At 67.8% G+C, this 20,890-nt stretch carries 19 protein-coding genes; 9 read left to right on the top strand and 10 right to left on the bottom strand.

Annotated features, from left to right (window positions below):
- Positions 1–179: 179 nt before the first annotated feature.
- The gene (locus AC1RLU_RS01965) at positions 180–1,472 is read left to right on the top strand and encodes an adenylosuccinate synthase (RefSeq protein WP_492793639.1); all 1,293 of its coding nucleotides are present in this window, start codon (positions 180–182) and stop codon (positions 1,470–1,472) included.
- A 31-nt stretch (positions 1,473–1,503) separates the two neighbouring features.
- On the top strand, positions 1,504–2,748 hold the full coding sequence (locus AC1RLU_RS01960) for a histidine kinase (RefSeq protein ID WP_492793638.1): 1,245 nt from the start codon (positions 1,504–1,506) through the stop codon (positions 2,746–2,748).
- Between the two features lie 137 nt (positions 2,749–2,885).
- Here AC1RLU_RS01960 and AC1RLU_RS01955 read toward each other — a convergent pair whose 3' ends face one another.
- On the bottom strand, positions 2,886–3,833 hold the full coding sequence (locus tag AC1RLU_RS01955; protein ID WP_492793637.1) for a polyprenyl synthetase family protein: 948 nt from the start codon (positions 3,831–3,833) through the stop codon (positions 2,886–2,888).
- Positions 3,834–3,960: 127 nt separating this feature from the next.
- On the opposite strand from AC1RLU_RS01955, the gene mtgA reads away from it, so the two are divergent.
- Positions 3,961–4,629 (top strand): monofunctional biosynthetic peptidoglycan transglycosylase, encoded by a 669-nt coding sequence (gene mtgA / locus AC1RLU_RS01950; protein WP_492793636.1) that lies wholly within the window; start codon positions 3,961–3,963, stop codon positions 4,627–4,629.
- 151 nt (positions 4,630–4,780) lie between these two features.
- Positions 4,781–4,966 carry a 50S ribosomal protein L32 gene (gene rpmF / locus AC1RLU_RS01945; protein WP_047582212.1) on the top strand — a complete coding sequence of 62 codons (186 nt, stop codon included), beginning with the start codon at positions 4,781–4,783 and terminating at the stop codon, positions 4,964–4,966.
- Positions 4,967–5,051: 85 nt separating this feature from the next.
- Here rpmF and AC1RLU_RS01940 read toward each other — a convergent pair whose 3' ends face one another.
- Positions 5,052–5,264 (bottom strand): hypothetical protein, encoded by a 213-nt coding sequence (locus AC1RLU_RS01940; RefSeq protein ID WP_113585819.1) that lies wholly within the window; start codon positions 5,262–5,264, stop codon positions 5,052–5,054.
- Between the two features lie 172 nt (positions 5,265–5,436).
- Between AC1RLU_RS01940 and AC1RLU_RS01935 the strand changes: the two genes are divergently transcribed.
- Positions 5,437–7,128: an EAL domain-containing protein gene (locus tag AC1RLU_RS01935; protein WP_492793635.1), complete on the top strand. Its 1,692-nt coding sequence runs from the start codon at positions 5,437–5,439 to the stop codon at positions 7,126–7,128.
- A gap of 91 nt (positions 7,129–7,219) precedes the next feature.
- Here AC1RLU_RS01935 and AC1RLU_RS01930 read toward each other — a convergent pair whose 3' ends face one another.
- Both AC1RLU_RS01930 and phaR read right to left on the bottom strand, forming a co-directional pair.
- Positions 7,220–7,600 carry a hypothetical protein gene (locus tag AC1RLU_RS01930; RefSeq protein WP_492793634.1) on the bottom strand — a complete coding sequence of 127 codons (381 nt, stop codon included), beginning with the start codon at positions 7,598–7,600 and terminating at the stop codon, positions 7,220–7,222.
- Positions 7,601–7,730: 130 nt separating this feature from the next.
- On the bottom strand, positions 7,731–8,333 hold the full coding sequence (gene phaR, locus AC1RLU_RS01925; RefSeq protein ID WP_061970046.1) for a polyhydroxyalkanoate synthesis repressor PhaR: 603 nt from the start codon (positions 8,331–8,333) through the stop codon (positions 7,731–7,733).
- Between the two features lie 307 nt (positions 8,334–8,640).
- Between phaR and AC1RLU_RS01920 the strand changes: the two genes are divergently transcribed.
- Genes AC1RLU_RS01920 through phbB form a run of 3 tightly spaced genes read left to right on the top strand, consistent with a single transcriptional unit; the run spans position 8,641 to position 10,822 of the window.
- Positions 8,641–9,819 (top strand): acetyl-CoA C-acetyltransferase, encoded by a 1,179-nt coding sequence (locus AC1RLU_RS01920; protein WP_061970048.1) that lies wholly within the window; start codon positions 8,641–8,643, stop codon positions 9,817–9,819.
- A gap of 19 nt (positions 9,820–9,838) precedes the next feature.
- Entirely contained in the window at positions 9,839–10,054 is a 216-nt protein-coding gene (locus tag AC1RLU_RS01915) for a DUF1737 domain-containing protein (RefSeq protein ID WP_492793633.1), read from the top strand.
- Positions 10,055–10,096: 42 nt separating this feature from the next.
- Positions 10,097–10,822 carry an acetoacetyl-CoA reductase gene (phbB, locus tag AC1RLU_RS01910; RefSeq protein WP_061970051.1) on the top strand — a complete coding sequence of 242 codons (726 nt, stop codon included), beginning with the start codon at positions 10,097–10,099 and terminating at the stop codon, positions 10,820–10,822.
- A gap of 70 nt (positions 10,823–10,892) precedes the next feature.
- On the opposite strand, the gene AC1RLU_RS01905 is transcribed toward phbB, so the two are convergent.
- Positions 10,893–12,131 (bottom strand): MFS transporter, encoded by a 1,239-nt coding sequence (locus tag AC1RLU_RS01905; RefSeq protein WP_142113247.1) that lies wholly within the window; start codon positions 12,129–12,131, stop codon positions 10,893–10,895.
- A gap of 134 nt (positions 12,132–12,265) precedes the next feature.
- Positions 12,266–13,468, bottom strand: coding sequence for an MFS transporter (locus AC1RLU_RS01900; protein WP_061970055.1), 1,203 nt, complete (start codon positions 13,466–13,468; stop codon positions 12,266–12,268).
- 264 nt (positions 13,469–13,732) lie between these two features.
- On the opposite strand from AC1RLU_RS01900, the gene yddG reads away from it, so the two are divergent.
- Complete coding sequence (yddG, locus tag AC1RLU_RS01895; RefSeq protein WP_492793632.1) at positions 13,733–14,590, top strand: aromatic amino acid exporter YddG; 858 nt, start codon at positions 13,733–13,735, stop codon at positions 14,588–14,590.
- Positions 14,591–14,695: 105 nt separating this feature from the next.
- On the opposite strand, the gene AC1RLU_RS01890 is transcribed toward yddG, so the two are convergent.
- From AC1RLU_RS01890 to argH, 4 genes are all read right to left on the bottom strand, one after another.
- Entirely contained in the window at positions 14,696–17,413 is a 2,718-nt protein-coding gene (locus AC1RLU_RS01890; protein WP_492793631.1) for a TIGR02302 family protein, read from the bottom strand.
- Between the two features lie 135 nt (positions 17,414–17,548).
- On the bottom strand, positions 17,549–18,838 hold the full coding sequence (lysA, locus tag AC1RLU_RS01885; protein ID WP_492793630.1) for a diaminopimelate decarboxylase: 1,290 nt from the start codon (positions 18,836–18,838) through the stop codon (positions 17,549–17,551).
- Between the two features lie 147 nt (positions 18,839–18,985).
- Positions 18,986–19,249, bottom strand: a complete 264-nt coding sequence (gene lptM, locus AC1RLU_RS01880; protein WP_492793629.1) for an LPS translocon maturation chaperone LptM — start codon at positions 19,247–19,249, stop codon at positions 18,986–18,988.
- 252 nt (positions 19,250–19,501) lie between these two features.
- Positions 19,502–20,887 (bottom strand): argininosuccinate lyase, encoded by a 1,386-nt coding sequence (gene argH / locus AC1RLU_RS01875; protein WP_492793628.1) that lies wholly within the window; start codon positions 20,885–20,887, stop codon positions 19,502–19,504.
- Positions 20,888–20,890: the final 3 nt, after the last annotated feature.

Below are 20,890 nucleotides of genomic sequence, written 5' to 3'. Positions count from 1 at the left end.
TCAGGCAGTTTATCCCCTCGGATCACGGCCCGGCCCGCCGAAAAACTTGACCTGCGGACCGTGTTGGCCCATGAGGGCTTGCAAGGACCTGCCCCGAAACCCCGGCCTTGCGCCGGGGTTTTGCATTTGCGCGGGCCGCTTGCAGAAGGCAACGCGGTAACAGCAGGGACACCTCGCTCATGGCGAATGTTGTGGTGGTCGGCGCCCAGTGGGGCGACGAGGGCAAGGGCAAGATCGTCGACTGGCTTTCCAGCCAGGCCGATGTCGTCGTCAGGTTCCAGGGCGGCCATAATGCCGGCCATACGCTGGTCATCGACGGTGTCGTCTACAAGCTCTCGCTGCTGCCCTCCGGCATCGTCCGCCCCGGCAAACTCTCGGTCATCGGCAACGGCGTCGTCGTCGATCCCTGGCATCTCGTCGAGGAGATCGCCAAGCTGCGCGCGCAAGGCGTCGCGATCACCCCCGACAACCTGCGCATCGCCGACAATGCGACGCTGATCCTGCCGCTGCATCGCGAGCTCGACCATTTCCGCGAGACCTCGAATGCCGGCATGAAGATCGGCACGACCAAGCGCGGCATCGGCCCGGCCTATGAGGACAAGGTCGGCCGCCGCGCCATCCGCGTCATCGACCTCAAGGACGAGGCGCTGCTCGAAGCCAAGATCGAACGCCTGCTCGCCCATCACAACGCCCTGCGCCGGGGTCTCGGCATCGGCGAGGTCGATGCGACGGAACTGCTCGGCCAGCTCAAGGCGATCGCCCCGGACGTGCTGCCTTATGCGACCTCGGTCTGGGCGCTGCTCGATGCCGAGCGCCGCGCCGGCAAGCGCATCCTGTTCGAGGGTGCACAGGGCGCTCTCCTCGACGTCGACCACGGCACCTATCCCTTCGTCACCTCCTCGAACATCGTCGCCGGCCAGGCCGCGACCGGCTCCGGCATGGGCCCCTCCGCGGTCGGCTATGTGCTGGGCATCGCCAAGGCCTACACCACGCGCGTCGGCGAAGGCCCCTTCCCGACCGAGCTCTTCGACGAGATCGGCGAATTGATCGGCACCAAGGGCAAGGAATTCGGCGTCGTCACCGGCCGTAAGCGCCGCTGCGGCTGGTTCGACGCCTGCCTCGTGCGCCAGACGGTCAAGACCTCCGGCATCGACGGCATCGCGCTGACCAAGCTCGACATCCTCGACGGCTTCAAGGAGATCAAGGTCTGCGTCGGCTACAAGCTCGACGGCCAGATCCTCGAACACCTCCCCGCCGGCCAGAACGACCAGGCCCGCGTCGAACCGATCTACGAGACCATCGAGGGCTGGGAAGGCTCCACCGCCAATGCCCGCTCCTGGGCCGACCTGCCGGCACAGGCGATCAAGTACGTTCGCCGCATCGAGGAGCTGATCGGTGCCACCGTCGCGGTGCTCTCCACCAGCCCCGAGCGCGACGATACGATCCTCGTCCATAATCCCTTCGAGGGTTGACGCGGCGCAACAACAGCGACAAGTGAGGCCAATGGCCGACTTCTATCCGATCCTGGCACGTGCGGTTGCCGGGCTGTCCGAAACCTCCCCGGAGGCCCGGCGCGCCATCTACGACCGGGCGCGGGCCGCCCTGGTCTCGCAGCTGCGTGGCCTCGACCCGCCCTTGAGCGAAGCCGAGATCATGCGCGAGCGCCTGTCGCTCGACGAGGCCGTCGCCCGGATCGAGGCGGATTACGACGAGGCTCCCGCGCCGCCGCCGGCAGCGGGCGGCCCGGTGATCCGTACCGTCGAGAATCCAACGCTGCCGATCCGCCCGCCGACGCCGAAGAAGGCGCCGGAATTCGCGCCGCTCCCCGCCGCCGCGGGTGAGGACGACGGCGAGCCCCTGCCCGAGCCGGCCGAGCCGCAGGCCGCCCGGCCGCGGGTGCTGCCGCCGCGCGAACGACGGGTGAAGCCCGGCCATATCCGCTCCGCCGTCGTCGGCGGCGTCGTGGCGGTTGCGGTCGCCGCCATCGCCGCCACGGCCATCTATGTCCACAAGCTCCGGCCCCAGGACACGCCGCGCCCGAACAGCGAAACGGCATCGCAGCCGGCGCAAGTCCCCCAGTCCGACAATGGCGGCAAGATCGCCGAGCGCGTCGGCGAGCCCGGCGCCCCGCCGCAGAACCGCCCGGCCGGCAGCCAGCCGAACAACGCGCCCGGCATCCCCGTGCCGCAGCCCGGCGGCGAGGTCGCGGTCGCACAGCGCGCCGTCCTCTTCGTCGAGGTGCCCGAGACCCCGCAGCAGCCGCAGACCACGAGCGGCCGCGTGTTCTGGCGCCTCGACAGCGAGAGCGCCGGCCAGGGCCGGCCGATCGAGACCATCGTCCGTGCGACCGTCGAAATTCCCGATGTCGGCCTGAGCCTCGATTTCACCATCCGCCGCAACACCGATTCGGCTTTCCCGGCCTCGCATATCATCGGCCTGCGCTTCACCAGCACCGGCGACCCGGCGACCCAGACCGTCAAGGAAGTCGGCGTTCCCCAGTTCAAGAGCGAGGAAGGCGAGCGCGGCGCGCCGCTCTCGGCGATCAACTCGGCGCTGGGTGACAACCTCTTCGTGGCGGCGCTGTCGAACGTGCCGGTCGAGGTCGAGCGCAATACCGACCTGATCCTGAGCCGCAGCTGGATCGACGTGCCCGTGCGCTTCGCCTCCGGCCGCCGCGGCATCATCACCTTCGAGAAGGGCGTCTCCGGCAGTCAGACGCTCGCCGACGCCTTCGGCCGCTGGCGGTAGAAGCAGCACTCGGCCTTCATGGTCGGGCTTGTCCCGACCATCCATGTCTTCATCGATGCCATGCAGTGTTCAAGACGTGGATGCTCGCCACAAGGGCGAGCATGACGGCATGCTTCCTTAGAATTGCCGATTCAGGCTCAGCTCTTCCGCTCGGCCGCAAACCGCGCCGCAGCCCGGAGCACATCCGCATCCGGGCCGAAGCCGGCAAGCGCTTCCACGGCCTCTGCGCTCAACCGGTCGCGCTCGCGCTTGGCCCCGGTGAGGCCGAGCGCGCCGACCAGCGTCCCCTTGCCCTTGTCCGCATCCTTGGCCGTCGCCTTGCCCATCTGCGCGGCGTCCGATTCGACGTCGAGGATGTCGTCGGCGATCTGGAAAGTCGCGCCCAGCGCCCGGCCATAGCGGCCGAGCGCGGCCAGCGCCGCCGCGTCCGCGCCGCCGAGCCGCGCGCCGATCTCGACGCTCGCCGCCAGCAGCGCCCCGGTCTTCATCGCCTGGAGCCGGCGAATCTCCGCCTCCGGAAGCGCGCCGCGCACGGCCTCGAAGCGTCCTTCGGCAGCCAGATCGAACATCTGGCCACCGACCATGCCCCCGCAGCCGGAAGCCCGCGCGAGGCTTGTCACCAGCGCCGCCCGCACCGCGCCGGATTCATGCGTGGCCTCGTCGGCCAGCACCTCGAAGGCGAGCGTCAGCAGCGCGTCGCCGGCAAGGATCGCCGTCGCCTCGTCGAAGGCCTTGTGCACGGTCGGCCGGCCGCGGCGGAGATCGTCGTCATCCATCGCCGGCAGGTCGTCATGGACCAGCGAATAGCAATGCAGCAATTCGACCGCGGCCCCCGACCGCCGGGCCTGCTCCACCGGAACGCCCAGGAACCTTGCCGTCTCGGCTGTCAGGAAAGGCCGCAGCCGCTTGCCGCCGCCAAGCACGCCATGCCGCATCGCGGCGAGGAGGCGCGGCGGGCGCGCGATCTCGCCCACAGCCGGAGCATCGGACAGAAGCGCCTCCAGCAGCGCCTCGATGGCGGCTGCATTCTGCGCCAGCCGGGCATCGAGATCGCCGGGATGGACCGAAGGGGGGACGGAACTCATGCGCGGATCTCGCGTTCGCTGCCGGAAGGGGGGCCTTGCCGGACGTTCGCCACATCGTCAAGCTGCGCCGCCTCGGCTCGGGCCGTCATGCCCGGGGCGATCGCGTGGCGTGGGAGGGTGAAGCAAGGTGCTGGGTAGGATTCTCGGCCAGTGCTTCCGGCTCGCCCTCTGGCTGCTCCTCGCCCTTGCGGCGTTGATCCTGCTCTACCGGTTCGTGCCGGTGCCCTCGACCCTGATGCTCGGCCGCTGGTTGGTGCTGAAGCCGGTCGAGCGCGACTGGGTGCCGCTCGACCAGATCTCGCCGCATCTCGTCAAAGCCGTCATCGCCTCGGAGGACCAGCGCTTCTGCAGCCATGGCGGCGTCGACTGGGTCGAGCTCAACAAGGTGCTGGAGAACGAGGACGGGCCGAGCCGCGGCGCCTCGACCCTGACCATGCAGACCGCCAAGAACGTCTTCCTCTGGCCGGGCCGCTCCTATATCCGCAAGGGCATGGAGATCCCGCTCGCGATCGCCATCGACCTCGCCTGGTCGAAGCCGCGTGTCATCGAGGTCTATCTCAACATCGCCGAATGGGGCGACGGCCTGTTCGGGGCCGAGGCCGCGGCGCAGCGCTATTTCCGCAAATCCGCCGCGCGCCTGACGCCGGCCGAAGCCGCCCGGCTCGCCGGCGCCCTGCCCAATCCGCTCCTGCGCAATCCCGCCAAGCCGAATCGGGCGCTGCAATCGGCCGCCGGCCGCAGCCTGCGCCAGCTCCGCCAGCTCGGATCGCTGGGCGATTGCGCCCTCCCCGGTTGATCCAGGCTCGGCCGGCGAATAAATCCGGATTCGGCACTAGCCATCATGGCCCCGACGGTGTAAGGCCAACGCCTCACGAGATTGATCCGTCGCTGTGGCGGATGCGTGGCCTTGGGCCAGCGTCCGGGCGGTGGCATGATGGAGAAGTACAATGGCCGTTCCGAAGAGAAAGACGTCGCCGTCGAAGCGTGGCATGCGCCGCTCGGCCGACGCCCTGAAGCAGCCCACCTATATCGAGGACAAGAACTCGGGTGAACTGCGCCGTCCGCACCATGTCGACCTGAAGAGCGGCATGTATCGCGGCCGTCAGGTGCTGAAGGTCAAGACCGACGCCTGAGGCGTCCGGTTTTCCGGCACCGACAGCGATGCCGGCTTGCTGCTGAAAATTTCAGAACCGGCCGCGAGGCCGGTTTTTCTTTGCCTTAGCCTCGGGCAGCCTGCAGGCGGGCGCTTCCGATGGGCGCGACAAGCCGCGCCGCCGCCCGGTAGCAGACCGCCGCCGATTGCGGGCTCGCCCGCCCGCGCCGGGCGAAGGGGCCGATCTCGGCCCGCGCCGCAGCCGCCTGCAGGAGCACCAGCGCGGATGCGTTGGCATCGGTGGCATTCCGATCGGTCCGGCTTCCGGCCTCAGTCATGTATCACTCCGGCACAGACAAGTTGTGACGGAAGCCTCGTTGCAAGGGGGCGGCCAATCTTAACGCTGCGTTAAGCAAAAATACCGCATCGTTTCGAAGCACTTCCCATCACATGGACAGCGCGCCGAAGCACCGGAACGGAGCCGCGCAGCCGTCCGATCGAGGCCGAACGATGCCCTCCCCGCCGATCTTCAGCTTCCAGAACGGCGGCCCGGTTGATCCCCGCAGCATCCTCTCCTCGATCGGCGAAGTGGTCTATGGCTGGGATATCCAGAGCGACGCCCTGAGCTGGGGACCGAATGCAGCCGAAGTCCTCGGCGCGCTTCCCGAACAGGCGATGCAGCGCGGCCTTGCCTTCGCCGGCCTCGTCGAGCCCGGCAGCGGGCCCAGCCGCTACGACGCGATCTTCTGCTCCAGCGAGCACGACGGCGGCGACGGCGTCATCTATCGCACCCGCTATGCGATCGATCTCGCCGGCCGCAAGATGTGGGCCGAGGATACCGGCCGCTGGTTCGCCGGCAGCGACGGCTATCCGGCGAGCGCGCGCGGCGTGCTCCGACTCGAGCGCGCTGCCCGGACCGACGAACTCGAGCAGTTCGGCAGCGAGCTCTGCGACCGGCCCGCCCTGGTCGAGCGCATCGGCCTGGCCCTGCAGGAGCATCTGCCGGCGGAGCGGCCGGTCGTCGTCCTCGTCGCCGCCATCGACGAGCTCGCCCGCCTCAACGACGATTTCGGCCATGAGGCCACCGACGAGATCATCGTCACCGTGCATGAGCGCCTGCGCTCGGTGACGCGCCGGCGCGACCATCTCGTCCGCTATGCCGGCAACAGCTTCGCGATTCTGCTGGTCGGCTGCCCGCCCGAGCAGGTCGAGCCCGCCGCCCGCCGCTTCATCAAGGTCGTCGCGCAATCGGCAATCGAGACGAGCCGCGGCATCGCCCTGGTGCGGCTGCGCGTCGGCGCCGCCAGCGCGCCCGAGCTCGGCAGCCATGGCGGCGCGCTGCTGGCCGCAGCGGAAGGGGCGCTGGCCAGCGCCCGCGCCGGGGCCGTCGACACCGCCGTGATGGCCAGGCCGCAGCAGCGGCGCAGCCCCGGCACCGAGCAGACCGGCTTCGACGTGCAGGCCATCGCCGCCCTGAACGAACGCCGCGTGCGCCTGGCGCTGCAGCCGATCGTCAGGACGGCCTCGCGCGAAATCGCCTTCCACGAAGCGCTGCTGCGCGTCGGCCAGGGCGATACCGGCCTCTACTTCGCCTCGGCCGAGCTCATCCCGATGCTGGAGCGGCGCGGGCTCGTGCGGCTGTTCGACCAGCGCGTGCTGGAACTCGCGATCGAGATGCTCGGCGCCGATCCGAAGCTCACCCTGTCGGTGAACGTCTCGCCGCGTTCCCTCAACGACCCCGAATGGTTCGACGCCTTCATCGCCTGCACCGGCGCCGCCCGGGACAAGGCTTCGCGCCTGATCGTCGAGGTCACGGAAACCTCGACGATCGACAATCCCGCCCGCATCTCCAAATTGCTGCGACGGATCAAGGAGCAGGGCGCGCGCATCGCCATCGACGATTTCGGCGCCGGCCACACCTCGCTGCGGCATCTGCGCGCCTTCCCGATCGACATCCTCAAGATCGACGGCGCCTTCACCCAGAACCTGCGCCGCTCGACCGACGACCGCTTCTACGTCCGCACGCTGGTCGAGCTCGCCGGCCATCTCGGCGTCGAGACGGTGGCCGAATGGGTCGATGACGAGATGCAGGCGAGCATGCTGCGCGACTGGGGCGTCACCTATCTGCAGGGCCATCTCGTCGGCCGTGCCGAAGTGGCTGAGCCGCCGCAGACTGCGCCCCGCCGGCTCGCCGCCGGCTGAGGCAGGCGGCGTTTTGAGCGCGATTCCGGCGCTGAGCTAGATGACCGCTTCCGACCCATAGCGGACTTGAGCAAGTGATGCGCGAATGCAGTTAGAGCCAGCTCCTTCTAGGCGGCAGCTCCGCCATAGCTAAACTGTTCTCATTCCGTTCCGTGACTGCGATGACGTTCGCCGCTCCAAAGGGAAGTTCGGTCCCCGACCAAAGCTCATCATTTTCAGCGATCTCGGTCGGGTCATTGTCGAGAATGCCGACATAGCCGCTCTCATTTCGAGCGGTTACGAGTACCCACATCCGCTCTACAACGACGCGGTCCCCAACCGCGATTTCAAACATCAGCTTTGCGAAATCGCCGGCCCGCAATCCTTCCCGCTCTAGCCGCGTGGGGATTGAGAAGGTTGCCGGGCCCCATCGATGGTGTTCTTTGCCATCAAGTAGTTGCCAGCCGTCGATCGCCATTGAGGGGAAGCGCATGCCCCATCCTAGCGCTAAACCGAATGTCCACTAGCGAACCAATCAAGACACTCGCGGTAACGATTCTCAGCCCAACAAAAAACCGCGCCCTCGTCTCCCGAGAGCGCGGCTCAAAATCGTCGGGCCAGCCTCAGCGCGAGCGCGACAGCTTGTCCAGGCGCTCGCGCATCTCGTTGAGCTCGCGCTTGAGATCGCCGAGATCGCCGCTGCCGGCTTCAGCCGCGGGCTTCGCGCCGGCGGCTGCTTCCTGCTTGGCCTGCGCCACCGCGGTGAACGGGTTGAACAGCCGGAAGGCTTCCTGGAAGATCTGCATGTTCGCCCGCGTCTGCGCCTGGATGGCGTCGAGCGCGTTGCCGCTGAAGGCCGTTCCGCCGAAGGCCTTGGTCATCTGCTCGCGGAACTTGCTCTGCTCCTGCGTGAAGTTCTCCATCGAGAATTCCAGGTAGCGCGGCACCAGCGCCTGCATACTGTCGCCGTACAGGCGGATGAGCTGACGCAGGAACGCGATCGGCAGCAGGTTCTGCCCGTCCTTGGCTTCCTCGTCGAAGATGATCTGCGCCAGCACCGAGCGGGTGATGTCCTCGCCTGACTTGGCGTCATAGACGACGAAATCCTCGCCCGAGCGCACGAGCCCGGCGAGATCCTCCAGGGTCACATAGGAGCTGGTGCCCGTATGATAGAGACGCCGGTTGGCGTATTTCTTGATGACGGTCGGTTCTTTGTCGCTGGCCATCGGTCCTACTTGACGTTGATCCGCGGCCGCCAGTGGTTCCGGCGTGCTCGGCGAAACGGTCTCCCATGACGCGACGATAGCCTGTCGGTGCTGCACCGCAAGCTCTTTGAGCGGGCGCTGCAAAAAACCACCGAAGGCCCTGCAACCACAGCGATAGCCCCTCCCTTGCGTCACCTCGGTGAAGATGCCTCGGTCGATTTAGCCTCTCGCCTGTCTTGACGGCGTCGCGGCAGGCTTCGAAGGTGGCGGGGAACGGTTGGGCCGGCGGGAGCGGTGCAGCCGCAACAACAAAGCGAGGATACCTCTCATGGCAGATTCGGATATCGTGATCGTCGGTGCGGCCCGCACTGCGGTCGGCGCCTTCAGCGGCGCTTTTGCCAACACTCCCGCCCATGATCTCGGCGCCGTCGCGATCAAGGAAGCCCTGCGCCGCGCCAAGGTCGAAGCGGCCGAGGTCGACGAGGTCGTGCTCGGCCAGGTGCTCGCCGCCGGCCAGGGCCAGAACCCGGCTCGCCAGGCCGCGATGGCCGCGGGCATCCCGCAGGAGAAGACCGCCTGGGGCCTCAACCAGCTCTGCGGCTCGGGCCTGCGCACCGTCGCCATCGGCCTGCAGCAGATTGCCAATGGCGATGCCGACATCATCGTCGCCGGCGGCATGGAGTCGATGTCGCTCGCCCCGCACGCCGCCTATATGCGCGCCGGCACCAAGATGGGCGACGTCAAGTTCACCGACACGATGATCAAGGACGGCCTCTGGGACGCCTTCCACGGCTACCATATGGGCACGACGGCCGAGAACGTCGCGACCAAGTACCAGATCAGCCGCGAGGAGCAGGACCGCTTCGCCGTAGCCTCGCAGAACAAGGCCGAGGCCGCCCAGAAGGCCGGCCGGTTCAAGGACGAGATCGCGCCGGTCACCATCTCGACCCGCAAGGGCGACATCGTCGTCGACAGCGACGAGTATCCGCGCCACGGCGCCACGGTCGAGGCCATGGCCAAGCTCCGGCCCGCCTTCTCGAAGGACGGCACAGTGACCGCCGGCAACGCGTCCGGCCTCAATGACGGCGCCGCCGCGCTCGTGATCATGACCGCCAAGGAAGCGGCCCGCCGCGGCCTGACCCCGCTCGCCCGCATCGCCTCCTGGGCGACCGCCGGCGTCGACCCGCAGATCATGGGCACCGGCCCGATCCCCTCGACCCGCAAGGCGCTCGAGAAGGCCGGCTGGAAGGTCGGTGATCTCGATCTCGTCGAGGCCAACGAGGCCTTTGCGGCGCAGGCGCTGGCGGTCAACAAGGACCTCGGCTGGAACCCGGACATCGTCAACGTCAATGGCGGTGCGATCGCGATCGGCCATCCGATCGGTGCGTCGGGCGCCCGCGTGCTGGTGACGCTGCTGCACGAGATGGCCAAGCGCGACGCCAAGAAGGGCCTCGCCACGCTCTGCATCGGCGGCGGCATGGGCGTCGCCATGGCCGTGGAGCGCTGAGACAAGCGCCTCACAGCCCATGGCGAAGCGCACGACGCTCTACCGCTATCTCACCGGCCCCGATGACGCCTCCTTCTGTCATCGGGTCTCCGAAGCGCTGAGCCTTGGCTGGTCGCTCTACGGCCAGCCCACCCTGACCTTCGACACGGTCCAGGGCCGGGTCGTCTGTGGCCAGGCCATCATCAAGGACGTGGACGCGGCCTACGCGCCCACCCTGAGCCTATCTGAACAATAACGGCGAAACGCCGCAGGGATCATCTGAAAGGGAGACTGGCCTATGGCGAAGGTGGCATTGGTTACGGGTGGCTCGCGCGGCATCGGCGCGGCGATCTCGAAGGGTCTGAAGGCGGCCGGTTACAGCGTTGCGGCGAGCTATGCCGGCAATGACGAGGCCGCGGCTAAATTCACCGCCGAGACCGGTATCAAGACCTATAAATGGGACGTCTCGGACTATGATTCCTGCGTCGCCGGCATCGCCAAGGTCGAGGCCGATCTCGGGCCGGTCGATATCCTGGTCAACAATGCCGGCATCACCCGCGACGGCATGTTCCACAAGATGACCAAGGAGCAGTGGGACGCGGTGATCAACACCAACCTGAACTCGCTGTTCAACATGACCCGCCCGGTCTGGGAAGGCATGCGCGCCCGCAAGTTCGGCCGCGTCATCTGCATCTCCTCGATCAACGGCCAGAAGGGCCAGATGGGCCAGGTCAACTATTCCGCCGCCAAGGCCGGCGATATCGGCTTCGTCAAGGCTCTGGCCCAGGAAGGCGCGCGGGCCGGCATCACGGTGAATGCGATCTGCCCCGGCTATATCGCGACCGAGATGGTCAAGGCGATCGACCCGGCCGTGATCGAGAAGTCGATCCTGCCGCATATCCCGGTCGGCCGCCTTGGCGAGCCCGAGGAGATCGCACGGGCCGTGGTGTTCCTGGCGGGTGACGATGCCGGCTTCATCACCGGCTCGACCCTCTCCGCCAACGGCGGCCAGTACATGGCCTGAGCGCGCCAGTCATACCCTATCGAGCATTTGGGACCGCCGCCCGGCAACGGGCGGCGGTCCTGCTTTTCGGTCAGGCCATGGCGGGACGGGGTGTGCCGTCGAGCTCCGTCGCCTCGGGCGTCTGCGTGATCCCCGGATTGAGCGGGTCGATGACCTCGAAGGGCCGCTCGACCTTGTCCGGAGCCTCGCGCATCCGCATCCGCAGACCGGCGAAACCCGCGAGCACGAGCGCGATCGCCGCCATGAAATAGAGCAGCCCGTCGATGTCGAAGCGCGCCATGATGCCGGCACCGACCAGAGGCCCGAGCGCCGAGCCGAAGCCGCTGACCAGGATCAATCGTCCGCTGACCGCAACCACCCGGTCGGCCGGCATCCGGTCGAGCGCATGGGCGACGCAGACCGGATAGAGCGTCGACATGAAGCCGCCGAGCAGCGCCGCCACCGGCAGCACCGCGAGGAGCGAGCGCGGCATCGCCACCAGCAGGATCACGGCCACCGCATAGCCGACCGCCAGCCCTGCCAGCACGAGGCGGCGGTCATTACGATCAGACAGGCGCCCGACCGGCACCTGGAAGGCGAGCCCGCCCAGCACCGCGACCAGCATGAACAGTGCAATCGTCTGCTGCGGCGCGCCGTTGCTGAGCATCCAGGCCGGCACCAGCGCGTAGAAGGCGCTGGTCACGATGCCGCTGACCACGCAGCCGACAACCGAGATCGGGGCCTGCCGGGAGAGCTCGCCGTAGCGCAGCTTCGCCTCAGGCTTGAGGCCAGGCGCTTCCGCCCGCGTCGTGCTGACCATGACCAGAGCCAGCGCGAAGAGCGCGATGACGACCTGGAACGCCCCCGCCGCCTGGATCGTGAGCCCGGCCACCGCAAGCTGGCCGATCGCCAGCGCCACGAAGGTCCCGACCATATAGGTCGAGAAGATGCGGCCGCGTTGGTCCGGCATCGCCTTGGCGTTGAGCCAGCTCTCCGTCGTCACGAAGAGCCCGACGCAGCCGATGCCGATCACCATCCGGCAGGTGGCCCAGACCAGCGCCGAGGTCCAGAGCGGCATCAGCGCGGTCGCGACCACGACCAGCCCGGCGAAGGCCGTATAGGCGCGAATATGGCCGACGCGCTGGATCACCCCGCCGCTCGACACCGCGCCGATGGTGAAGCCAACGAAATAGGCGCTGAGCACGATGCCGGTCGCAGCCGGGCCAAAATCCTCGAGCGTCAGGCGCAAGGACAGGAACGTATTGAAGAAGCCGTTCGCGAGCTGCACCAGACTCGTCGCGGCGATCAGCGTTCCGATCTGAACCAGCATCAGCCAACCTCTGCAGCGGCCGGTCAGCACCCGGCCGGGGGTGGCCAGCGCTAGCGCGTGAATGTGGGTTCAATGCGTCAGGGCCGCCGGCTGTCGTCGGCGGCCCTGATATAAGCGACGAAAAACCGCCCCGTTCAGCTCTGCCGGCCGCCCTTCGGCAGCAGGAAGGTCAGCAGGCCGAAGGCCGGCAGCCAGGCGCAGATCTTGAACACCTCGATGATGCCGATCTTGTCGGCGAGCAGGCCGATGCCGGCCGCCGCGACGCCACCGAGCCCGAAGGACAGGCCGTAGAACAGCCCGCCGACGAGGCCGACCCGGTGCGGCACGAGGTCGATCGCGTAGATCAGGATCGCGGAGAAGGCGCTCGACATGATGAAGGACACGACGATGCTGAGCACGCCGGTCCAGAACAGGTCGGCATGGGGCAGCATCAGCGCGAACGGCAGCGAACCCAGGATCGACAGCCAGATCACCCGGTCGCGGCCGATCCGGTCGCCGATCATGCCGCCGACGATCACGCCGATGGCGCCGACGACGAGATAGAGGAACAGCATGATCTGCGAGAGCTGGATCTCGATGCCGAAGCGCTCGATCAGGTAGAAGGTGTAATAGGAGGTGAAGGCCGCCGTGTAGCCGTTCTTCGAGATCAGCAGCATGACCAGCACCGCCATCGCCAGCAGCACGCGCCCGTGCGGCAGGCCGTGGCTGGCGCTTTCCTCGACATGGGCCGAGGACGATTTCTGCTCGCGCCGCATCGCGGAATAGCGCGCGCCGAGCCAGCCCATCACCAGCATCGCCACCAGCACCACGCCGGAGAACCAGGACAGGCTCTCCTGCCCGCGCGGCATCACCACCGCCGCCGCCAGCAGCGGACCGACGGAATAGCCGATATGGCCGCCGACTTGGAACACACCCTGCGCCAGGCCCTGACGGCCGGCCGCGGCATGGCGCGCCATCCGCGTCGCCTCCGGATGGAACACGGCCGAGCCAAGGCCGATCAGGCCCGCCGCGAGCAGAACCATGGCGTAGCTATGGGCGAAGGAGAGCATCAGGAGGCCCGCCAGCGTCGAGCACATGCCGGCGACCATCGCATAGGGCCAGGGCTTGCGGTCGGTAACGAAGCCGAGGATCGGCTGCAGCAGCGAAGACGTGACCTGGAAGGCGAGCGTGATCAGGCCGATCTGCACGAAATCGAGCTGATAGTTCTCCTTGAACAGCGGATAGAGCGCGGGGATCATCGACTGGACGAGATCGTTCAGCAGATGCGCGACGCTGAGCGCCGCCAGAACCGGCATCAGCGGACGGCGAGCGACGGATTGCAGCGGGATCGTGGTCATAAAGCAGGCAATGAGCCTGCTTTTGCTTGCGGTCAACGGGGCCGGGAGCATGACGCCCATGGCTGCGAGGCTGAGTTGCGGTGCAACATGCACCCGTCATGCTCGGGCTTGACCCGAGCATCTCATGCCGGAGGGGGCTGCGGCGCCTCATGAACCGGAGGTTCTCGGGTCAAGCCCGAGAATGACGCCAACGGAAACGAAGGCCCCATCGGCAAGCCCCGTGAAACCTGCTATCGCCGCGCGATCTTCACATCCGGCCCCGTCATGACCGCCCGCACCGCGACCCTCATCGGCTTCTGCGCCATCCTGCTCTGGTCGACGCTGGCGCTGTTCACGGCGATGTCGGGGCGCGTCCCGCCGTTCCAGCTCGTCGCCATGACTTTCATCATCGGCGGCCTGCTGATCCTCGCGATCACGGCTTTGCGCGGGCAGCTCTCGCGCATCCGCCCAACGCCAGCCTCCTTCGCGCTCGGGCTCTACGGCCCGTTCGGCGACACCGCGCTCTATTATGCCGCGGTGAAAACCGCCCCGCCGGCCGAGGCGAACCTGATCCACTACCTCTGGCCGCTACTGATCGTCCTCTTCGCGGCGCTGCTGCCGGGCGGCGGCCTCAAGCCCCGTCATCTTGTCGGCGCGCTGATCGGTCTGGTCGCCACCGGCCTGCTGGTCTCGGGCGGCCTCGGAAGCGGCAGCGGACTCGCACTCGGTCATGTGCTGGCGGCGCTGGGCGCCTTCGTCTGGGCGAGCTATTCGGTCGCCTCGCGCCGCTTCGCCACCGTCCCCTCCGAGAGCCTCTGCATCACCGTGCTTGGCTGCGCCGTGCCGGCATTCGCCTGCCATCTCGCCTTCGAGACCACGCTGTGGTCGCTGACGGCGGTGGAATGGGGCGGCGTGCTCGGTCTCGGCCTCGGCTCGATCGGGCTCGCCTTCGTGGTCTGGGACATCGGCATGAAGCAGGGCGACGTCGCCCTGCTCGGCGTCGCCTCCTATGCCGCGCCGGTGCTCTCGACGCTGATCCTCGTGCTGTTCGGCTATGCCCCGGCGAGCTGGCTGCTCGCGGCATCCTGCGCGCTGATCGTCGTGGGGGCACTGGTGGCGAGCGGCGGTGGGCGGAAGACCTAGGACCAGAGCGTCATTCTCGGGCCTGACCCGAGAATCTCGCAACGAGAAGGCTCGCGTTTCCGAGATGCTTCGCCACGAGGGCGAGCATGACGGCCTTGCGCTCGCTCAGTTCCGCCTGAGCAACCGCTCCAGATAATCCAGCTCTTCCGTCGGCCTCAAGGGATCACCGAGCCGCTTGCGCAGCTCTTCCAGGATGCGCCGCGCCCGCTGGGTCGCGCTCTCGTCGGCGCCGGGCACCTTGACCCGGCCATCGGCCCAGTCGCGCTGGCGCTGCGGCCGGCCGAGCGGGTCCTCGCTGCCGCGCTGCTGCGCCGAAGGCCGACCCTGCTGACGTCCGTCCGGCTCGCCATAGGCCTGCCCCTCGCCTTCGCCCTCGCCGGGCTGGCCCTGCATCTGCTGGGCGAGATTCTGGCCACCCTTGCGCAGGGCTTCGAGCGCACGGCCCTGCGCATCGAGGGCACCTTCGCCCTGGCCCTGGCCGAGCTGCCCTTCCGCCTCGCGCATCGCGTCCTCGGCCTCGTCGAGCTCGCCATTCTGCGGCGCGCCCATGCCGCGCATCCGGCGCTGGAGGTCCTGCAGGCGCTCGCGTAGGGCTTGCTGGCGCTGCGACAGGCCCTGCCCCTGGCCGTTCTGGCCCTGCATGCCCTCGCCGCCTTCGCCGTCCTCACCCTGCTCGCCGGGCTGCTGCCCCGGCTGCTGGCCGCGCTGGCCCTGTTGACCGCGCTGCCCCTGCTGGCCCTGCTGGCGCTGGCCCGGACGCGCCTGCTGCTGGCCGGGGCGCTGGCCGCGCTGGGTCTGGCCCTGTCCCTGCTGGCGGCGCTGCTCGTTCTGATAGGTCTCGTCGCGCAGGTTCTGCTGGTCGCGCGTCATCCGGTCGAGATCGCCGAGCGCCTGGTTCATCTCGCGCTGGCGCGGGTCCTGCTGGCCCGGGCGCGCCATCTGGAGATTGTTGAGCATCCGATTGAGCTCTTCCATCAGGCGCTGCGCCTCGGCCATGTCGCCGCGCTTCGAGAGTTCCTCGATGCGGTCGAGCATGTTCTGCAGGTCGCGCGGCGTCACCGTGCGGAAATTCTCGGGCAGGCGCGCCTGGTCGCGATCGCCGTTCTGCTGTTGCTGGCGCATCATCTGCTCGGCGAGCTGGCGCATGAAATTGTCCATGGCCCGGCGCATCTCGTCGGTGAGCTTCTTGATCTCCTCCTCGGAGGCGCCGCGCTCCAGCGCCTGCTGCAGGTTCTCCTGCGCCTGCCGGAGCGCGCGCTCGGCATCGGACATGTCGCCATCCTCGAGCTGAAGCGCCATCGCCCACATCAGCTCGGAAACCTCGCGCAATTCATCGTCGCTGCCGGACCGGCGCAGGCGCTCGGTCAGCATCCGCATGCCCAGATAGATTCCGGGCTCCTTCATGAAGAGGCCGGGCTCGATCATCAGCGCATCCATGGCGAGCTGCACCTTGGAGCGGTCCTCGATATCCATGACGAGCTTGCGGCGCTGCTCGACCAGCGCCTTGGCGAGCGGCTTGGTGAAGGTGCGCTGCGGCAGCACGACCTCGAGCGGCTCGCTGCGGCCTTCCTGCCCGGCCTCATCCTTGGCGATCAGCACCATCCTGACCTTGGCGCCGGCCCAGGGATGGGCCGAGAAATCGACCGTGCTCTTGTTCTCCTCCTCGCCCGAGGCGGAGGACGGCACGGCGAGGCTCTGCTTCGGCGGCTCGACCAGCGAGCGCCCGCCCTTGGCCACGTCCGGACGCGAGACATTCACCTCGATCGAGGCGATGCCGTAATCGTCCCTGGCCTTGTAGGTGATGCCCAATCCCCCTGACTGCGCGCCAGTGATGGGCTTCGGCGGGTCGGTGAAGGCAATGGTCGGCGGCTGGTCGGGAACCGAGGTAATGGTGAGCGTGGTACCGGGCGCGCCGCTGCCGGTGAGCTTCAGCGTGCCGTTGCCGGCGAGCGTGAAGCGCTTCTCCAGGACCGCCTGCTGCGGTCCAACCGGTTGAGCGGGCTTCGCTTGGCCATCCTTGGCCTCGCCGTCCTTCGCCTCCGGCTTGATCAGGTCGAGCCGGCCGGTGGTGGCGACGTCCATGTTGGTTTTGCCGGCGATGCGCACGACGATGACCGATTTCTCGGGCGCGCTCAGATGCGGGCTCGCCAGCTTGGCGAAATCGATCAGGATCGGCGGCAGGCGCGTATAGGCGGGCGGATCGATCCAGGCGTCGATCCGGGTCGAGGCGGCGATCGCGGAGGGTCCCTTCCAGTCGAAAGCGGCGGAAAGGCGCTGCGTGAGTTCGGGCCCGGCAACGAAGAAGCCGGTGATGGCGGCGAGCAGCGGCACGGCGCGCAGCGCCCGCCTGTCGTGGCCGGCCATGCGCGGCTGCGGCGGCTGGACGCGCAAAGCGGCGACCTGCCGGCTCTGGCGCTCGACATGCAGCTTCCACAGCGCCTGCGAGACCGGATCGGCCGAGCCGATCGCAAGACTGTCCTCCAGCGACGAGGCCGGGCGGTGGCCATCGACGAAGGAACGGTCGAGCCGAGTCAATGCATCGCGATGCGTCGGCAGGACAAGGCGGGCGACATGCCAGAGGCTGGCGGCGAAAGTCCCTGCGAAGGCGAGAACGCCGACGATCCGGCCATACCAGGGCAGATGCGTCCACAGGCCGAACCAGGAGGCCGCGAGGAAAGCGAGCACGACGCCGAGCGGCAGCCAAAGTCGCGGCCATAGCCGCTCCCAGCCGAGCGAGACGCGCGAGGCCAGCGCGAGACGGGAGAGCCGCCGGCGGATGCCGTCGATCGTGTCGGGCGCCTTGCGGCGCTCTGCCTCGCTCATGCCATCGCTCCGGGCAGCCCCCATTCCTGTCTGAACTCGCCTGACCAAATCAGGCTAGCATGGGAATGTGGCATTGCCAGTGCGAAGACCCGCCAACGCACAGCGCTCCGCCTTTCGTGAACGGAGCGGAACCGATCAGGCAAACCAGCCGGGCAGCTTGTCCGTGCCGATGAGCTCCTCATAGCTCTGGCGCGGCCGCGTCACGGCGTACTGGTCGCCCTTGACCATGACCTCGGCGACCAGCAGGCGCTGGTTATAGGTCGAGGACATCGAAGCGCCGTAAGCGCCGGCCGTCATGAAGGCGATGAGGTCGTTCTGCCGGAGTTGCGGCAGGTTGCGCCCGGTCGTGAAGGTGTCGCCCGATTCGCAGATCGGCCCGACCACGTCATACGCCGCTTCCGGCCCGCCGATCGCCGGCTCCGTCACCGGCCAGATCTCGTGATAGGCCTCGTACATCGCCGGCCGGACGAGATCGTTCATCGCCGCATCGACGACCAGGAACTGCTTGGTCGGGCGCGGATTGAGATGCAGCACCCGCGTCAGCAGGATGCCGGCATTGCCGACGATCAGGCGGCCGGGCTCGAAGCCGAGCTCGACATCGAGCCCCTTGGTCACCTTGGCGACCATCGCGGCATAGGCCTCGATCAGTCCCGGTCCGTAATCGAACGTCCTCGGGATGTCGTAGGGAATGCCGAGCCCGCCGCCGAGATCGAGCCGATCGACCCGGTGGCCCTCGCCCTTCAGGTCGCCGACCAGCGCAACCATCTTGGAATAGGCCGCCTCGAAGGCGTCGATCTCGCCGATCTGGCTGCCGATATGGACGGCAAGGCCCATGATCCGGACGCCTTCCATGTTGGCCGCGCGCGCATAGAGCCGGCCGACCTCCTCGAAGGAGACGCCGAACTTGTTCTCGGACGAGCCGGTCGTGATCTTGGCATGGCCGCCGGCGCCGATATCGGGATTGACCCGGAACACCGCCTCCTGCCGCTTGCCGAGCGACGCCGCGACCTTGGAGAGCAGGTCGAGCTCGCTCTCGCTCTCGATATTGACCTGGTAGAGCCCGGCCTCGACCGCGAAGCGCAGTTCCTGCTCGCTCTTGCCGACGCCGGAGAACACGATTTTCTCGGGCGGGATGCCCGCGGCCAGTGCCTTGCGCACCTCGCCTTCCGAGACGGTGTCGATGCCGGCGCCGAGCGCGCCCAGCGTCTTCAGCACGCCGAGATTGCCGTTCGCCTTCATGGCGTAGAAGACATGGGTCTTGCCGGCCGGCGCGGTCGTCTTCATCGCCGCCTCGAACAGCTTGTAATGCCGCTCGATCGTCGCGCTCGAATAGACATAGACCGGCGTGCCGACCTCAGTCGCGATCCGCTGGAGATCGACCCCCTCGGCATGGAGCGAGCCGTCGCAATAGGCGAAATGATGCATGGGATGAGCTCGCAGTAAGGGAAAGGCGGGTCCGCAGGCGTCATTCTCGGGCGAAGCGAAGCGGAGACCCGAGAATCTCGTCCAGGAGATGCTCGGGTCAAGCCCGAGCATGACGGCCCTTGTATCAGGCCGGCAGTCGGCCGGCCGTCACATCAGCGGATCGAGAACGAAAGGCTTGTTCGGGATGACGATCGCCTTGTTGGTCTTGGCCGGTTTCGCCAGGACCGAGGCCGAGCCCAGGGAGGACGGATCGTTCTCCTTCGCGCCGATCTGGTCGTCCGGCAGGTCGATGGCGCCGGTCGCATTGGGCGGCGCCTCCAGCGGCCCCCTGCGGCCGCAGGCGCCGAGAGCAACGGCCAGGAGACCGACGACCAGCAAGGTGCGGCCGAGTTTCAGGCGGGAATCAAGCACGAAAACGAACCCTCGGGCAAAACGTGGCGGGACCTTAGCGGAGGATGCGGCGGAGCGCGAGCGCTTGTGACGGCTCCCCATCTGTCATTCCGGGGCTTCGCGGAGCGAAGAACCCGGAATCCACGACCGGGTGAGCCGCCTGCAACAGGGCATTGGATGTCCTACCCAGTCGTGGGTTCCGGGTTCGCGCCTACGGCGCGCCCCGGAATGACAAGGGGTGGTCCAAGCCGCTGCGATCAAATGTCGACGGCCCTAGCCCTTCGCCAACTGCTTCAGCCACCGACGGGCCTGCTTGCGGACATTGGCCGGGGCCGTGCCGCCGTAGCTGACGCGGCTCTTCACCGACTGGTCGACGCCGAGCACGGCGAAGACGGCCTCGGTGATGGCAGGCTCCACGCCTTGCATCTCGGCGAGCGAGAGCTTCTCCAGCCCGACCTTCTTCTCCGAGGCGATACCGACGAGGCGGCCGGTGACGTGATGCGCGTCGCGGAACGGCATCTTCAGAACCCGCACCAGCCAGTCGGCAAGATCGGTCGCCGTCGCATAGCCGAGGCCGGCCGCCTTCTTCATCACCTTGAGATCCGGCTGCATGTCGCGGACCATGCCGGCGGTCGCGGCGAGGCACAGCGACAGCGTCTGCAGCGCGTCGAACGTGCCTTCCTTGTCCTCCTGCATGTCCTTCGAATAGGTCAGCGGCAGGCCCTTCATCATGGTCAGCAGCGCCTGAAGCGCGCCGAAGACGCGTCCCGCCTTGCCGCGCACCAGCTCGGCCGCGTCGGGATTGCGCTTCTGCGGCATGATCGAGGAGCCGGTCGAGAAGGCGTCGGAGAGCCGGACGAAGCCGAATTGCGGTGTCGACCACAGCACGATCTCCTCGGCGAAGCGCGAGAGATGCATCGCGCAGATCGAGGCCGCCGAGAGCGTCTCCAGCACGAAATCGCGATCCGAGACCGAATCGAGCGAGTTCGCCGTCGGCCGGTCGAAGCCGAGCGCCTTCGCCGTCATGTGACGGTCGATCGGGAAGGAGGTGCCGGCGAGCGCGGCCGCACCGAGCGGGCATTCGTTGAGGCGGGCGCGGGCATCGCGGATGCGGCTGCGGTCGCGGCCGAGCATCTCGACATAGGCGAGCAGATGATGGCCGAAGGTGACCGGCTGCGCCGATTGCAGATGGGTGAAGCCGGGCATCACCGCGCCGGCATAGGTGTCGGCCTTCTCGGCCAGCGCAAGCTGGAGGTCGGCCATCTGGCCATCGATCTCATCGAGCGTGTCGCGCACCCAGAGCCGCATGTCGGTCGCGACCTGGTCGTTGCGCGAGCGAGCCGTGTGCAGGCGGCCGGCGGCAAGGCCGATCTTGTCCTTGAGGTTCGACTCGATGTTCATGTGGACGTCTTCGAGCGCCCGCGAGAACGTGAAGGCGCCGCTCTCGATCTCGCCCTCGACCTTTTTCAGGCCGGCGGTGATCGTCGCGACATCCTCCTTGGTCAGGATGCCGGTCTCGGCCAGCATTGCCGCATGCGCCAGCGAGCCGCGGATATCCTGGCGCCAGAGTTTCTTGTCGAAATCGATGGAGGCATTGATCTCCTCCATGATGACGCCTGGACCTGTGGCGAAACGCCCACCCCACATGCGATTGCTCACGAC

It is taken from the genome of Allobosea sp. GW822-FHT05A11 (genome assembly GCF_058800455.1).
This window is presented reverse-complemented; position numbering and strand designations above follow the sequence as displayed.

Bases quoted from the DNA above. Each gene is read 5' to 3' on its own strand.
- AC1RLU_RS01965 (WP_492793639.1), top strand. From the start codon at position 180: ATGGCGAATGTTGTGGTGGTCGGCGCCCAGTGGGGCGACGAGGGCAAG.
- AC1RLU_RS01960 (WP_492793638.1), top strand. From the start codon at position 1,504: ATGGCCGACTTCTATCCGATCCTGGCACGTGCGGTTGCCGGGCTGTCC.
- AC1RLU_RS01955 (WP_492793637.1), bottom strand. From the start codon at position 3,833: ATGAGTTCCGTCCCCCCTTCGGTCCATCCCGGCGATCTCGATGCCCGG.
- rpmF (WP_047582212.1), top strand. From the start codon at position 4,781: ATGGCCGTTCCGAAGAGAAAGACGTCGCCGTCGAAGCGTGGCATGCGC.
- AC1RLU_RS01940 (WP_113585819.1), bottom strand. From the start codon at position 5,264: ATGACTGAGGCCGGAAGCCGGACCGATCGGAATGCCACCGATGCCAAC.
- AC1RLU_RS01935 (WP_492793635.1), top strand. From the start codon at position 5,437: ATGCCCTCCCCGCCGATCTTCAGCTTCCAGAACGGCGGCCCGGTTGAT.
- AC1RLU_RS01930 (WP_492793634.1), bottom strand. From the start codon at position 7,600: ATGCGCTTCCCCTCAATGGCGATCGACGGCTGGCAACTACTTGATGGC.
- phaR (WP_061970046.1), bottom strand. From the start codon at position 8,333: ATGGCCAGCGACAAAGAACCGACCGTCATCAAGAAATACGCCAACCGG.
- AC1RLU_RS01920 (WP_061970048.1), top strand. From the start codon at position 8,641: ATGGCAGATTCGGATATCGTGATCGTCGGTGCGGCCCGCACTGCGGTC.
- AC1RLU_RS01915 (WP_492793633.1), top strand. From the start codon at position 9,839: ATGGCGAAGCGCACGACGCTCTACCGCTATCTCACCGGCCCCGATGAC.
- phbB (WP_061970051.1), top strand. From the start codon at position 10,097: ATGGCGAAGGTGGCATTGGTTACGGGTGGCTCGCGCGGCATCGGCGCG.
- AC1RLU_RS01905 (WP_142113247.1), bottom strand. From the start codon at position 12,131: ATGCTGGTTCAGATCGGAACGCTGATCGCCGCGACGAGTCTGGTGCAG.
- AC1RLU_RS01900 (WP_061970055.1), bottom strand. From the start codon at position 13,468: ATGACCACGATCCCGCTGCAATCCGTCGCTCGCCGTCCGCTGATGCCG.
- yddG (WP_492793632.1), top strand. From the start codon at position 13,733: ATGACCGCCCGCACCGCGACCCTCATCGGCTTCTGCGCCATCCTGCTC.
- AC1RLU_RS01890 (WP_492793631.1), bottom strand. From the start codon at position 17,413: ATGAGCGAGGCAGAGCGCCGCAAGGCGCCCGACACGATCGACGGCATC.
- lysA (WP_492793630.1), bottom strand. From the start codon at position 18,838: ATGCATCATTTCGCCTATTGCGACGGCTCGCTCCATGCCGAGGGGGTC.